Consider the following 13,481-nt stretch of genomic DNA (forward strand, 5'->3'; position numbering starts at 1 on the left):
GGGCACCCGGCCGGACAGAAGCGTCTGGTCCCGTCATTCGGCCCTGCCGTATGCCGCCGGGCCGACGCTTGCGTCGACTGTGCAGTTCGCGCCGCGGGCGTCTACCGCACACTCGACCATGCGAGCCAGGCGCGAAGTGCACACTCGACGAGGCGGATCAGTCGGCGTCGGTCCCCCATTCGGGGCTCAGGCGGACCACGTCGCCGACCACGATGACGGCCGGTGACTCGACCGAGCGAGCCCGCGCAAGCTCCACGATCGACGCGAGCGTCCCGACCGTCGTGCGTTGCGTCGGTGAGAATCCCCGCTCGACGATGGCGACCGGGCACTCGGACGACCGGCCTTGGGCTAGCAGGAGCTCGACCGTCTGCGGCAGCTGTGTGACTCCCATCAACAGGACGAGCGTGTGGTCCTTCCCGGTGGGCAGGCCGGGGATCGCCTCGTGGCCCGTGACCACGGTGAAACCGCGGGCGACCCCACGATGGGTCACGGGGATCCCGGCCGCGGCGGGGACGGACACCGCGCTCGTCACCCCGGGGACGACCTCGACGGACACCCCCGCAGCCTCGCAGGCCTGCCGCTCCTCGCCGCCCCGGCCGAGAACGTAGGGGTCACCGCCCTTGAGCCGGACCACCCCGAGACCGCGGGACGCCTCCTCGACGAGGATCTCGTTGATCCTCCACTGCGGGACGGCATGGTGGCCGGGCGTCTTGCCGACATCGATGACGCGCACAGAGTGGGGCAACCGGTCGACGACCGCGCGGGGAGCCAACCGGTCCACGACGACGACGTCTGCCGAGCGCAACAGCTCGTAGCCCCGAGTGGTGAGCAGGCCATCGATGCCTGGCCCACCTCCGACGAGGGCGACCCAGCCCGCCGAGTCGCGCTTTCGGGTCCGCCGCAGGTCGAGCTCACCCCGCGCGACTGCGTCCGCCACCCCGTCGCGAACGGAGGTCGCAAGACCAGGGTCCCCAGCGGCATACGTGCTGATGGTGACCCGGCCATCGGGGGTGGTCACGTCCGCGCGGGCCGGGATGCTGGCAGCCGTGGCGGCGGCATCGGTCGCGTCGACGCACCAGATCCGCTGGTCCTCGGCATCGCGCGCCACTTGACGATCGACGACGGCGTCTCCGGCGGCCGTGTGCACGAGCCATGCTCCGGACAGGTCTGCGGCGCCGGCGTACTCGCGGGCCTGCCACTCCACCCTGCCGCCGAGGACGAGCTCCATGAGGTCCTCGCAGACCCAGGGGGAGATGACGCGCACGACGGCGCCCTCATCGGCGAGGGCCCGGACGCGGCGGGCGGACACCGGGCCGCCGCCGATCGCGACGACGAGTCGGTCGGTCAGGTCGAGCACGAGAGGGAGTGCGGACTTCATGGCTGCTCCACGGTGAGGAGGGCGAACGGGTCAGGTGTGCAGGCCGCACTCGGTCTTGGTGAAGCCGGCCCATCGTCCGGCGCGCGGGTCCTCGCCGGGCTCCACCCGCCGCGTGCACGGCTCGCAGCCGATGGAGAGGAAGCCATCCGAGAGCAATGAGTTCACCTCGACGTTGTTGTGCACGGCATAGGCCTGCAGGTCATCGAAGGTCCAGGCGGCCAGCGGGTTGATCTTGACCAGGCCGTTCTTCTCGTCCCAGGTGACGAGCGGGGTCTGGGCTCGGGTGAGGGCCTCGTCGCGTCGCACGCCAGTCACCCACGCCTCGTAGAGCGGCAGCGTCCGAGCCAGGGGCGCCACCTTGCGCAGCTGGCAGCACAGGGCGGGGTCGCGCTCGTAGAGCCGCGGCCCGTACTGCGCGTCCTGCTCCGCAACGGTCTGCTCCGGCGTGACGTTGACCAGGTTGATCGGCAGGTCCTCTGCGACGATGTCCCGCGTCACGAGGGTGTCCGAGAAGTGATATCCCGTGTCCAGGAAGAGGACGTCGACACCCGGCGCGAACCGCGACACCACGTGCGGGAGGACGGCATCGGCCATGGAGCACGCCACCGCCATCGTCCCCGCGAAGTGGAAGGCGGCCCAAGCGGCGACCTCGTCGGCCGTCGGCTCGCGACGTGGATCCGCCGCCAGGTTCGCGTTGAAGTCGTCCACGAGAGCCTTGAGCTCCTCGTCCGAACGGCGCCGACGCGGCACGACCGGTGTCTCGAGCGATACCGCGCTCACAGGAGGTCACCGTCCTCCGCGCTCAACGCCCACTCGGCGAAGGTGTCCCCGGCCGAGCGTCGGGCCAGGAACGTGCGCACCACGCGCTCCACGTAGTCGGGCAGCTCCGCAGCGGTGACCTTGAGACCGCGCACCGTCCGCCCGAGGCCGGCCTCGTCCCGCTCGAGCGTCGCGAGCCCACCACCGAGGTGGACCTGGAAGCCCGGCTGCTGGACCGGCCCGTCCGGCCCGTCGACAGTGACGATCTGGCCCTTGAGCCCGATGTCGGCCGTCTGGATCCGGGCACACGAGTTGGGGCACCCGTTGACGTTGAGCTGGATGGGAGTGTCCAAGCTGCCATCGGCGACGACGTCGGCGAGGCGGCGCTCCAGCTCGGTGATCGCGGAGGCGGCCGTGTCCTTCGTGTCGACGATGGCCAGCTTGCAGTACTCGATGCCGGTGCAGGCCATGGTCGTGCGGCGGAACGGGCTCGGCCGTGCCGTGAGGCCCAGGTCCTCGAGCCCCTCGACGAGTCGGTCCAGACCCGACTCGGGGACGTCGAGGACGACGAGCTTCTGGTGCGCGGTCAGCCGCACGCGCCCGGCGCCGACCTCCTCGATGAGGTCGGCGAGCCCGCTGAGGACGGGACCACCGACGCGCCCCACGGTGGGCGCCGCGCCGACGTAGTAGCGGCCGTCCTTCTGCCGGTGGATGCCGACGTGGTCGCCCGGCCCGGTGGCCGGTGCCGGAGGGGGACCGTCCGGCAGGGGGTGGCCGAGGTACTCGGTCTCGAGGATGTGCCGGAATTTCTCCGGACCCCACTCGGCGAGCAGGAACTTCAGGCGCGCCTTGTTCCGCAGTCGGCGGAAGCCGTAGTCGCGGAAGATCTCGATGACGCCGTGCCAGACCTCGGCCGCCTCCTCCTCTCGGACGAAGACGCCGATCCGCTCGGCGAGGCGCGGCGCGGTGGAGAGCCCGCCACCGACCCACAGGTCGTAACCAGGGCCCAGCTCTGGGTGGACCACACCGACGAGGGACACGTCGTTGATCTCGTGGACGACATCGAGGCTCGGGTGACCAGTGATCGCGGTCTTGAACTTGCGCGGCAGGTTGGCCAGCTCGGGATCCCCGATCCAGCGACGCTTGATCTCGAGGATGACGGGCGTCGGGTCGATGATCTCGTCGGCCGCGATGCCGGCGACCGGGCTGCCGAGGAAGCCGCGGGGCGTGTCCCCGCAGGCGGTCGTCGTCTCCAGGCCCACCGACTCGAGCCGCCGCCAGATCTCCGGCACGTCCTCGATCTCGATCCAGTGGTACTGGAGGTTCTGCCGGTCGCTGATGTCGGCGCTGCCTCTGGCGAACTCGGTGGAGATCTCGCCGAGCACCCGCAGGGCCTCCGGTGAGAGTGCCTGGCCGTCGGTCCGGACCCGCAGCATGAAGTACCGGTCGCTCAGCTCGTCGTCGCTGAGCTGGGCGGTGCGGCCGCCGTCGATCCCCGGCTTGCGCTGGGTGTAGAGCCCCCACCACCGGAAGCGGCCAGTCAGGTCCTGGGCGGGAATCGAGTCGAAGCCCTGTTTGGCATAGATCGTCTCGATGCGCTCCCGAACGGCCAGACCGCCCTCCTCCTGCTTCCACTCCTCGTTCGCGTTGAGTGGGGTCGGCCCGTCGACCTTCCACTGACCATTGGAGCGGCCGGCCCGTGGCGGCCGGGTGGCCGGACGGGCTGGGGCCGCGGTACGAGTCTCAGTGACGGTCATGTAATGAAATGTATAACCGTCGCTTATCCATCCCCATGGCCGTCCATGATCCGGGCGAATCCCACCGCGCAAGTGGGACATGGGGAAAGAACAAGCCGTCACGGTTGGAGGTATCGCGTCGCTCCAGACAGCGAGTCAATACCTCCAACCGAAATGCGTTACGGCCCGGCCACCAGACCGCTCATGACGGAGTCGTAGAGATCGAGCACGGTGGCGAGGTACCTGCGCGAGTGGTTGTAGGAGAGGATCGCCGCCTCGAGATCCTGCCGACGCGACAGGTCCCTGCCGCCCGCGCACAGGTAGCGCCCGGCGGCGAGCGCCGCGTCCTCGACGTTCTGCGGATCAGCAACCCCGTCGCCGTTCCCGTCAGCACCCCAGAGGCGCCACGTGCCAGGGATGAACTGCATCGGACCGACGGCGCGATCCCAGACCGGGTCACCGTCGAGGCGACCGCCGTCGCTGTCCCCGATGGCGGCGAACCCTCCCCCCGACAGCCGCGGCCCGAGGATCGGCGGGACGGCGTTGTGCCCGGGGTCGAGCTTCCGGCCGCGCAGCGAGCTCGACTCGACCTCACCGATGGCCATGAGCAGGGCGAACGGCAGGTGGCACCGGTCGCTGAGCGAGTCCGACGCCTTGCGGTAGGCCTCGCCGAGGATGTCGTACTTCGTCGGGTCCCGGACCGGGGCCGTGGGAGGGACCGGCGAGACTGGCGGGGTCTTGATCGGGGCGCGCGGCTTCCAGCCGGTGTCGCCGCCCGGCGTCACCGACCCTCCACCGGGCTGGAGCTGGGTGGCAGCGATGTAGCCCGCCGTCAGCTTGACCACGTCGTAGAGACGGAGCAGTGACTCGCTGGCGCTCGCGCCGAGCGCGGGGCCCGCGGGAGTGGACGACGACTCGCCCTGGACCGTGGCGCCGGGCGAGGGTGTCGGTGTGCCCTCGGCGGCGGACACGGTCGGGGCACCCACGACGCCGCTGAGCATGACGAGAACGCCCCCGACAGCCAAGGGCGTTCGCCACTTCCGCGCCGGCCCGCTCCGCACACCAACGACGATACGGCTCCTGCTCCAACCGCGCCGGGGATCGCGCCGTCGCGCTACCACGAACCCCCGAAAGCTGTTCACTCGATCAGGGGGTGGTGCGCGGACGCCACCGCTTCCACAGCGTCCCGGCCGAGGCCCGGACCTTCCCATCCGCCCAGAGCTCGACATCCACCGTCATCTCCGCCTCGTCAGCGGACCGCAGCACCGCGCGCAGCTCGACGGGCTCGCGGAGCGGAGCAGGCCGCAGGTACCGCACGTCGAGTCCCGCCGTCACATAGGGCAGCTGCGCCCCCGGCAGCTGACCCCAGCCGCGCTGGTCAGCCTCGTGTAGCACGGCCGCCGCGCTGTGGCAGTCGAGCACTGTGGAGATGATCCCGCCGTTGAGGAAGCCGAGGCCGTTGTCGTGCTCCGGCCACGACTCGAACTGCGCGGTGACGACGCCGTCCCGGGCATAGCTCTTGATCCGCAGACCCTTGGGGTTGGCCGGCCCGCAGCCGAAGCAGGTCATGTCGGGAAAGAGGCGGTCTTGGATGCTGATCTCGTTGCTGCGCTCCGGCATGCGGCCACGCTATCGGCCGCGACAGAGCGAACAGAAAGGCGGTTGACATTGGATAGCGCCGCTATCCATCCTTGGTGAGTACCGCTATCCAATTAGAGGAGAACGACATGGACCAGGCCCTGCTCTCGGACAGTTCGCGAGTCCTCGCCGGGATCCTCTTCCTCTCGCTCGTCACCGTGGAGACCGGCGGTCTCTACCTCGTCCGCGTCGTCACCGGGCGTGCCGGCACCACACCCTTCCAGGAGAAGTTCGCCCGTGCCGGCCACGCCCACGCCGGCGTCCTACTCGTCCTCGCCCTCGTCTGCCAGGTCTTCGTCGACCAGACGGACCTGACCGGCGCCTGGGAGTGGCTGGCCCGGGCTGGCGTCGCGCTAGCGGCGCTGCTCATGCCTGGCGGGTTCTTCTTCTCCTCCATGGGCGCGGGACGCGAACGGCCCAATCGCCTCATCGCGCTCGTCTTCGCCGGCGCCGGCCTCCTCGCGCTCAGCCTCGCCACGCTCGGGGTCGGCCTCCTCACCGCCGGCTGAGCCTCGCGGGCCGACGGACTACCACGAACGACCGCCCCACGTCGTCGGCGTGCTCAGATGCCGCCACGACCACCCGTCGTGGTAGTCCATCGGCACACCACGAGTCCGTATGCCGCTGAGTCGGCCGGCGGGGTCCACCCGCCTTGGGTTGCTGTCAGCGGAAACCGGCGTAGAAGGGGGCGAGCCCCTCCTGGTAGCCCGCCCACAGCTGACGAGCGACGGTCACCGAGTCGACGAGCGGGTGGGACGCCAGGGCCTGGATCGCCACCGCGGCCGACCGCTCCCGGCATGCGTGGATGACGAGCTCGTCGACGGCCTTGACCTGCTGGACCAGGCCGAGCTCGCGCCCCCGCAGCGGGCTGACCGGCAGCGTCGCCGGCCCGGCCGCGGTGACGAGACAGGGGACCTCGATGACCGCGTCGTCGGGCAGCCCCGGCAGGGTGCCGCTGTTACGGACGTTGAGGATGAGCGTCGCCGGCTCGTCGAACGCGATCGCCGCCATGAGGGCGAGCGCCACGCCCTCGTAGCCGCCGCCCTCCACGTCCTCGGCCGCGCGCTGCGCGCCGTCGTCCGTCCGCGTCTCGGCCATGTAGGTGGCGTTCCGCTCGCGGCGCACCCCCTCCCAGATCTCCCAGGCCCGACCGGGCGACCTCCCCACCGCTGCGTAGAAGTCAGCCTGCTGCCCGAGGAGGTACTCCCCGCGGGTTTGCCCGGCCGCCTGGATCTGCGCGATCGAGTCGCGCGTGAAGTCGTAGTACCAGAGGTACTCGTTGGGAATCGCCCTGACCGCCTGGAGCCAGTCGGCCCCGAAGAGCCGGCCCTCCTCGAAGGACTCCAGACGCTCTCGGTCCGCGAGCAGCTCGGGGAGCACGTCCCGACCGTCTGCGCTGAGGCCCTGGAGCCAGCCGAGGTGGTTCGTGCCCGCGTAGTCGATGACGACCTCGGGGAGCCGCAGCCCGAGCGCCCCGGCCGCCCGCTTGGCGAGTCCGAGCGGGGAGTCGCAGATACCGACGACGCGGTCTCCGAGGACGCTCTGCATCGCCTGGGTCACGAGGCCTGCCGGGTTGGTGAAGTTGATGACCCAGGCATCGGGTGCGAGCAGGCCCACCCGCTCGGCGATCGCCAGCGCTGCAGGCACGCTCCGCAGCCCGTAGCCGACCCCGCCGGGGCCGGTGGTCTCCTGGCCGAGCAGCCCGAGGTCGAGGGCGAGGCGCTCGTCGACGACCCGTCCCTGGAGCCCGCCGACCCGAATGGCCGAGAAGACGAAGTCGGCCCCGTCCAAGGCCTCGTCGAGGGACGTCGTGGTCGTGACCTTCGCGGGTGGTGGGCCCTCGGATGCTGCCGTATGCCGCTGAGCCTGCTGCGCGAGCACGTGGCCGATCGCGCGCAGCCGGGTCTCGGCGGTGTCGTGGAGGGCCACCTCACGGATACCGCGCGCGGTCCGTTGACCAAGCACAGCGGCATACACCAGGGGAACCCGGAAACCCCCTCCTCCGAGGATGGTGAGCTTCATGACGGCACCACGCCTGCGACGGTACCAAGCAGGCGGCGACCTGCCGATAATCCACGGGCCACCGTCTCCACCATGCGCCATCATGAAGGGGATGCCGCACTCGTTCGACCCGCTCGGGGCGCGTCGGGCGCCCGACGCGCCGCAGGTCGACGTCTTCCTCTGGGGGACCGTCTTCCTCGACCTCGTCTTCGCCGGCCTGTCCAGCGCTCCGAAGCCGGGCACCGAGGTGTGGTCCGAGGGCTTGGCGTCGTGCCCTGGGGGGATTGCCAACCTCGCCGTCGCCACTCGACGGCTCGGCTTGCGCACGTCGCTGGCTGCTGCGTTCAGCGACGACGACTACGGCGACTTCTGCTGGCGCACCTTGGAGGAGCAGGAAGGGATCGACCTCAGCCGAAGTCTGCAGTTCCCCGACTGGCACAGCCCGGTCACCGTGTCGATGGCCTTCGGGGGCGATCGGACCATGGTCTCGCACGGCCACCCGTCACCCGTGCCGTCCGTCGACCTCATCGGCGACCCGCCACCGTCGCGAGCCGTCATGGTCGATCTCGCCGAGCCAGGGCCGTGGGAGCCACGCGGCTGCGGCGACCGGCCGGGTGACAGCTGGGTCGACGCCGCGCGACGCCGCGGTGCGCTCGTCTTCGCCGATGTCGGCTGGGACCGCGAGGAGCTGTGGGATCGCGCCGTGCTCGACCGGCTGTCGCACTGTGACGCGTTCCTGCCCAACGCCGTCGAGGCGATGGCCTACACCGGCACGAGCTCCCCGCACGATGCTCTCTTCGCCCTGGCCGACCGCGTGTCGATCGCGGTCGTGACGAATGGCATCGAGGGTGCGGTCGGGATCGACACGAGAACCGGTGAGGAGGCGCGGGTGCCGTCCCTGCGGGTCAGGGAGGTCGATGCGACCGGGGCTGGAGACGTCTTCGCGGCCGCCATGCTGGTCGGCACCCTCGCGGAATGGCCACTGGAGCACCGGATGTCCTTCGCCAGCCTGGCTGCATCACTGTCGCTGCAGCAGTACGGCGGGTCGCTGGCCGCCCCCGGTTGGGGCGACATCGCCGACTGGTGGACCGCGCTGTGCTCCGACACGTCCGAGGACGCCTACCACCGGTCCCTCCGGCGACGCTACGGCTTCCTCGACGACATCGTGCCGCGCGTCCCCGTCACCGCCTGCCGCCGGGCCACGGCGACGATCGCACGGCGGGCGGATGTGCAGGATCTGCACTGACGCTCGCGGCGGGTCAGGCGAGGCCGCGCCCCGTCACGTGCGGACACGCTTCAGCTCGGCCGTGACGATGGTTCGGAGGTCCTGGATCTGTGACGCTGGATCGGCGCCTTCGATGATCGCGTCCATCATCGCCTCGAACGCAGTGACGCACGTCCTCGTCCACAGCAGCTTGCTCTGCGGCACGCCGTAGTCGAGTGCGATCGCCGCAGCCTCCGCGCCGGGACCCGACTTGAGGTCGGCGGCCTCGTCGATGAGGCTCGTCCGCGACGGAATGTGCAGGCCGTACGCGGTGGCGAAGTCGAGCTGAAGGGCCGCCTGCTCGACCCAGAGCCATCCCACGAAGTCCTTGGCAGCCGCGACATCCTTCGCCGCCGCGCTCACACAGGAGCCGTACGCCCCGAGCGGCACGGACGGGTTGCCCATGTCGTCGAGTGCCGGCCACGGCAGCACGCCGAAGTCGTCGCCGAGCCGCTCCGTGAGTTCCGGGAAGGTCCACAGCCCGGTGAACTGCATGGCCGTCAGTCCGTCGATGAGTGCGGCCGGCTCGAACCAGTCGCTGGGCGCCTGTCTGAGCACCGCTCCGGACTTGTGCAGCGCCGCGTACGCGCCGAGCGCCTCGGCCGCGCGGGGGTCGTCGAACCCGAACTGGTTGTCGTCGGTCAGGTAGTCGAGACCGGCCGACCAGAGGGTCGGCCCGCCCAGGTGCGTGGCCCCGCCGCGGTTGCCGAGGAAGATGCCCTTCACGTCCTTGGTGGTGAGCGTGCGGGCGGCGTCGATGAGCTCGTCCATCGTCCGGGGCGGAGACACCCCCGCCTCATCGAGCATGGACCTGCGGTAGACGAGCACCTGGGTGTCGACGACCTGCGGGATCGCCCAGATCCGCCCCTCGTGGGTCATGCGTCCCAGGATGCTCTGCTGGAACTCCCCTTCAGCCGCGCCGACCGTCTCGGTCAGGTCGGCGACACGCCCACCGCGGATCATGTCGATGGTCGGTCCGTTCGCATACTCGAAGACGTCCGGGCCCCGCCCGGCACGAACCGCGGCCGCAGTGGTTGAGTCGTAGTCGCCGACCTTCCATGCCACCGTGACGGTGGCTGCGGAGTACGCCGCCGCGTAGCGGTCGACCGCTTCCCGAGCGCCGGCCTCGGAGTAGGCGTGGTACCACTGGTCTATCACCGGCTTGGCTCGCGTCGTCGCCGGGACGCCCGCCGGTTCCGACTCCGCAGGCGTGCACGCCGCGACGACACCGGCCGCGCCCAGGCCCAGGAGCGTGCGCCGACTGACCCGAGGCGTGCGACGTCCCGCAGCTGCGTCGTTCATGGGATCTCCTGCCTACCCGCGCGCCTTGGCGCACCACGAGCGATCGTACGGATCCCGCCGCTCGAACTGGGCCAAACGAGCGCAGCTCGGGTCGAACTCGCTGGCCCTCCGCTTTGCTGGCAGAGTGGGCCGAGTGGCACAACGATGGCTGAAGATTCGGGTCGACCTGGTCTCCGGGCATGGAGACACACTTCGCCCCTCTCCGGGCCGGGTCATGCTCGTGCCACCCACGGCCACCTTCGCGGACTTCGGTCTGGGGGTCGATCTCGCGTTCGGACGCTGGGACGTGACCCGGCGGCGATCCTTCCGCGCCGGGTGGCGCGGCCGCCACGAGCGGCGCGGATCCGGCAAGGGCGACCTGCCCCCGGAGCGCATCGTGCACGGGTCGATGACCAGGGGAACGCGTTTCGAGTACCTCTTCGATGACGACGAGAAGTGGGTCCACGAGTGCGTCGTCGAGGAGCTCATCGGCCAACGGGAGACCGTCGGCCGGCCGCCGATCGCCGTGCCGATCCTCGGCTGGGGGACGGTCCCGGACCAGTTCGGCCGCCTGCGGCCGGAGGACGTCACGCTGAGCTCGCCGCGGGCGCCCGGCAGGCGCCACCGCGGCACGGCCAAGCCGCTCGACCTGGACGCAGTTCGACAGGCCGCCCGTGAGAACGACGTCGGGACGCTGCTGTCCGCCATCGAGGGACGGGACCTCGGTATGGCCCTCCAGCAGGTCGGCGATGCGCTGATGCGGGCCTACCGATCCGCCGGGGCACCCGAGCAGGGGCGGCTCGTGGGCGCCCTGCGCGAGATCGAGACCTTGCTCGGTCACCGGGGCTGGGACGGCGACGACGTCCTGGCCGACGAGATCGGGGCACTGCTCGGCGGCTCCGAGCGGCGCGTCCGCACCTTGAGTGTCGACATCGAGGATCTGTCCGAGGTCATGGCCAACGGTGGTGAGGACCCGGGCGGCTACCTGCACCTCGATACCGGCGAGGTCGTTCACGCTTTCCTCCACCACGGAATGGAGGACCTGACCACCGACCAGACCCATGACGAGGACGACAACCTCTGGATCTACGTCGACCACGATGCGTCAGCCGCCTACGCGGACATGGCCGCCTTCGCAGCGACGGCGCCTGACCGGCTCGGCGGCATCCTGTCGGTGGCGATCAAGGGGCGTGGTGCCATCGCACGATTCCGGCGGACGGTCGACGAGCTCGACCTGTGGAACGACTGGCAGGTCTTCTCGGACGACCGCGCCTTCGGTCGCGCCCGAGCCCTGCTCCGCTCGCAGGGCATCCGCCCGGTCTGACCCGTCTGACTGGCGGGTCAGACGAGACGCCAGGCCACGACGCCGAAGAGGACGCCGAGGGCGTTGGTCGCCCAGTGCATGCCGACACTGGCGAGCAGGCTGCCGCTACGGCGACGCAGCTCTCCGGCCAGGAGGCCGCCGGCTGCGGTGAAGAGGACCGTGCCGGCCACGCTCGCCACGTGCTGCCACGCGCCGAGGCCGACCATCATCGCGCCGAGCGCCGGATTGGCGGCCACCGCAGCGTTGGCGGGGAGGAGGTGCCAGAGCCCGAAGAGGAGGGAGGACCCGAGCGCGACCTGCCAGACGCGGGCGTGTCGGGACAGGAAGCCCCAGAGCACGGAGCGGAAGGCAACCTCCTCGAGCAGGATCGTGCCTACCGGGATGATGACGAAGGCGGTCAGCAGGGCGCTGGCCGGCGGCAGGTGGTAGCGGGCGTCGAGGAACGCGGTGCGGGTCGAGGGGAGCAGCACCCCGACGAGGTAGACGAGTGCGACGACCCCGATGATCGCGGCGCCCCAGCGCAGGCCGGCCCCGTGGGTGCGGCGGCTCAGGCCGAGCTGCCGCCAGCTGAGTCCGGAGAAGCGGGCGAAGGCGAGCAGGCCGGCCGCCCCGATCGGTCCGAGCCAGATCGAGCCCCAGCCGTACACGTGGTTGGCGACGTTGAGTCCAACCAGCACGACGACCACGGTGACCGTCGCCCAGAGGCCGGGGCGCCGCCGTGACGAGGCCGGTGGGGCGAGTGGGGCGGGGGCGGCTGTGGCAGTCATCGCGTCGAGGGTCGCACGCATACCTGTGGATTACCCAATCGAGCCCTGTGCGCGACCTCTGATCAACGGCGGCGCTCGAGCAGCCCCCGCACGTACTCGGCCTGCCCGAGGTGCTTGGCCGCGTCATCGAGCACGGAGACGATGCGGACCGCCACGGTGACCGGCGGGTCCCAGTTGGGGTCGATCACCGTCGTGAACTCATCGGTGCCGAGCCCGCGCACGACGCCGATCGTCAGCTCGTGGACCGCCCCGTGGTAGTCGAGCAGCAGCGATGAGTCGGACACGGTGAACTCTCCCACCTCGTCAGACGTCATGCCGTAGCCGTTTGCATTCGGCGAGTAGGGCAGGTTGAAACGCCGCGACCACTCGCCGGACCGCCATGCGGACGTGGTGTCGCCGATCTGCGCCATCTGCTCGTCCTGCTGGCGCGCGAGGTGCCAGACCAACCATGCGATGTGGTTCGCATCGCGGTCCGGGCGCCAGAGCAGCTCTTCCGTGCCGAGTCCGGCGACGACGGGCGGGACGCCTTCGAGGATCCGGCCGAAGCCGTCGACGAGGAGATCGATGGCAAGTGTGGGGTCAGCGTCGGTCATGGGCCCAAGCATGGCGCTGATGGCTCCGCCGGGCGACCCCGGGCGCGTCGATGCGTAACATCGAGGGAGTGGCGGGTCAGATGACGCGCGTGAGCATCGTCGAGGACGAGGCGCTGATGCGAGCCATGCTGGAGCAGACCCTTTCCGGTGAGGATGGGGTGCGGGTCGTCCACTCCGTGCCGGGGGTTCAGGAGGCCAAGCTGGTCATCGCCCCGGGCAGCAGTGACGTCGCCCTGTTGGACGTCAACCTCCCGGACGGAAACGGCGTCGCGCTCGGACTGCAGCTCCAGCGCACCGACCCACAGCTGGCGATCATGTTGTTGTCGAGCGAGGACGTCATGGGCCTGTTCACGTCCGTCCAGAAGGACGCGACGAAGCCATGGAGCTACTTGTCCAAGCGATCGAGCTTCGCCCGGGACGTGTTGGTGCGCGCCGTCATCGCCACGGCACAGGGCCAGGTCGTCGTGGACCCCTACCTCGTCCAGCGCTCAGCTCCGCGAGCGGGCTCCGCGGTCGCCGATCTGACTCCGGCCCAGTTCCAGGTGCTCCGCCTGGTGGCCGAAGGGCTGTCGAACCAGGCGGCGGCCGAACGTCTCGGCATCAACGAGCGATCCGTGGAGAGCCACCTGAAGTCGATCTACCAGCGGCTGAGCATCGACGGTGCGGGCCACAACCGTCGGGTGGCGGCGGTCCTGGCCTTCCTCGAGCAAACGGGCCGCTCGTGGCGCGGCTGAGACTGA

General features: G+C 70.5%; 13 protein-coding genes. 4 read left to right on the forward strand and 9 right to left on the reverse strand.

Annotated elements, in window-relative coordinates; translation table 11 throughout:
• Window positions 1–157: 157 nt before the first annotated feature.
• From cobA to ABF401_RS17240, 5 genes are all read right to left on the reverse strand, one after another.
• On the reverse strand, window positions 158–1,378 hold the full coding sequence (cobA, locus tag ABF401_RS17220) for a uroporphyrinogen-III C-methyltransferase (protein ID WP_353510809.1): 1,221 nt from the start codon (window positions 1,376–1,378) through the stop codon (window positions 158–160).
• Between the two features lie 30 nt (window positions 1,379–1,408).
• Window positions 1,409–2,158, reverse strand: a complete 750-nt coding sequence (locus ABF401_RS17225) for a phosphoadenylyl-sulfate reductase (RefSeq protein WP_353510810.1) — start codon at window positions 2,156–2,158, stop codon at window positions 1,409–1,411.
• Window positions 2,155–3,894, reverse strand: coding sequence for a nitrite/sulfite reductase (locus ABF401_RS17230; protein ID WP_353510811.1), 1,740 nt, complete (start codon window positions 3,892–3,894; stop codon window positions 2,155–2,157). Before ABF401_RS17230 ends, ABF401_RS17225 begins: the two co-directional genes overlap by 4 nt.
• Window positions 3,895–4,052: 158 nt before the next feature.
• Entirely contained in the window at window positions 4,053–4,934 is an 882-nt protein-coding gene (locus ABF401_RS17235; RefSeq protein ID WP_353510812.1) for a lytic transglycosylase domain-containing protein, read from the reverse strand.
• An 85-nt stretch (window positions 4,935–5,019) separates the two neighbouring features.
• Window positions 5,020–5,493, reverse strand: coding sequence for a PaaI family thioesterase (locus tag ABF401_RS17240; RefSeq protein WP_353510813.1), 474 nt, complete (start codon window positions 5,491–5,493; stop codon window positions 5,020–5,022).
• Window positions 5,494–5,600: 107 nt separating this feature from the next.
• Here ABF401_RS17240 and ABF401_RS17245 point away from each other — a divergent pair, with 107 nt between their 5' ends.
• A complete protein-coding gene (locus ABF401_RS17245) occupies window positions 5,601–6,020 on the forward strand; it encodes a hypothetical protein (RefSeq protein WP_353510814.1) in 420 nt (139 codons plus the stop codon).
• Between the two features lie 154 nt (window positions 6,021–6,174).
• Here the strand turns inward: ABF401_RS17245 and ABF401_RS17250 are convergent, their stop codons facing one another.
• Window positions 6,175–7,533, reverse strand: a complete 1,359-nt coding sequence (locus tag ABF401_RS17250; protein WP_353510815.1) for a 6-phospho-beta-glucosidase — start codon at window positions 7,531–7,533, stop codon at window positions 6,175–6,177.
• 82 nt (window positions 7,534–7,615) lie between these two features.
• On the opposite strand from ABF401_RS17250, the gene ABF401_RS17255 reads away from it, so the two are divergent.
• Entirely contained in the window at window positions 7,616–8,758 is a 1,143-nt protein-coding gene (locus tag ABF401_RS17255) for a carbohydrate kinase family protein (protein WP_353510816.1), read from the forward strand.
• Between the two features lie 33 nt (window positions 8,759–8,791).
• On the opposite strand, the gene ABF401_RS17260 is transcribed toward ABF401_RS17255, so the two are convergent.
• Window positions 8,792–10,078, reverse strand: a complete 1,287-nt coding sequence (locus ABF401_RS17260; RefSeq protein WP_353510817.1) for an ABC transporter substrate-binding protein — start codon at window positions 10,076–10,078, stop codon at window positions 8,792–8,794.
• A 133-nt stretch (window positions 10,079–10,211) separates the two neighbouring features.
• Here ABF401_RS17260 and ABF401_RS17265 point away from each other — a divergent pair, with 133 nt between their 5' ends.
• The gene (locus tag ABF401_RS17265) at window positions 10,212–11,381 is read left to right on the forward strand and encodes a hypothetical protein (protein ID WP_353510818.1); all 1,170 of its coding nucleotides are present in this window, start codon (window positions 10,212–10,214) and stop codon (window positions 11,379–11,381) included.
• Window positions 11,382–11,398: 17 nt separating this feature from the next.
• On the opposite strand, the gene ABF401_RS17270 is transcribed toward ABF401_RS17265, so the two are convergent.
• Window positions 11,399–12,148, reverse strand: coding sequence for a CPBP family intramembrane glutamic endopeptidase (locus ABF401_RS17270; protein WP_353510819.1), 750 nt, complete (start codon window positions 12,146–12,148; stop codon window positions 11,399–11,401).
• A 62-nt stretch (window positions 12,149–12,210) separates the two neighbouring features.
• A complete protein-coding gene (locus tag ABF401_RS17275; protein WP_353510820.1) occupies window positions 12,211–12,741 on the reverse strand; it encodes a mycothiol transferase in 531 nt (176 codons plus the stop codon).
• A gap of 80 nt (window positions 12,742–12,821) precedes the next feature.
• Here ABF401_RS17275 and ABF401_RS17280 point away from each other — a divergent pair, with 80 nt between their 5' ends.
• Window positions 12,822–13,475: a response regulator transcription factor gene (locus ABF401_RS17280; protein ID WP_353510821.1), complete on the forward strand. Its 654-nt coding sequence runs from the start codon at window positions 12,822–12,824 to the stop codon at window positions 13,473–13,475.
• Window positions 13,476–13,481: the final 6 nt, after the last annotated feature.

This window comes from Intrasporangium sp., from assembly GCF_040414665.1.
Classification (GTDB): domain Bacteria; phylum Actinomycetota; class Actinomycetes; order Actinomycetales; family Dermatophilaceae; genus Intrasporangium.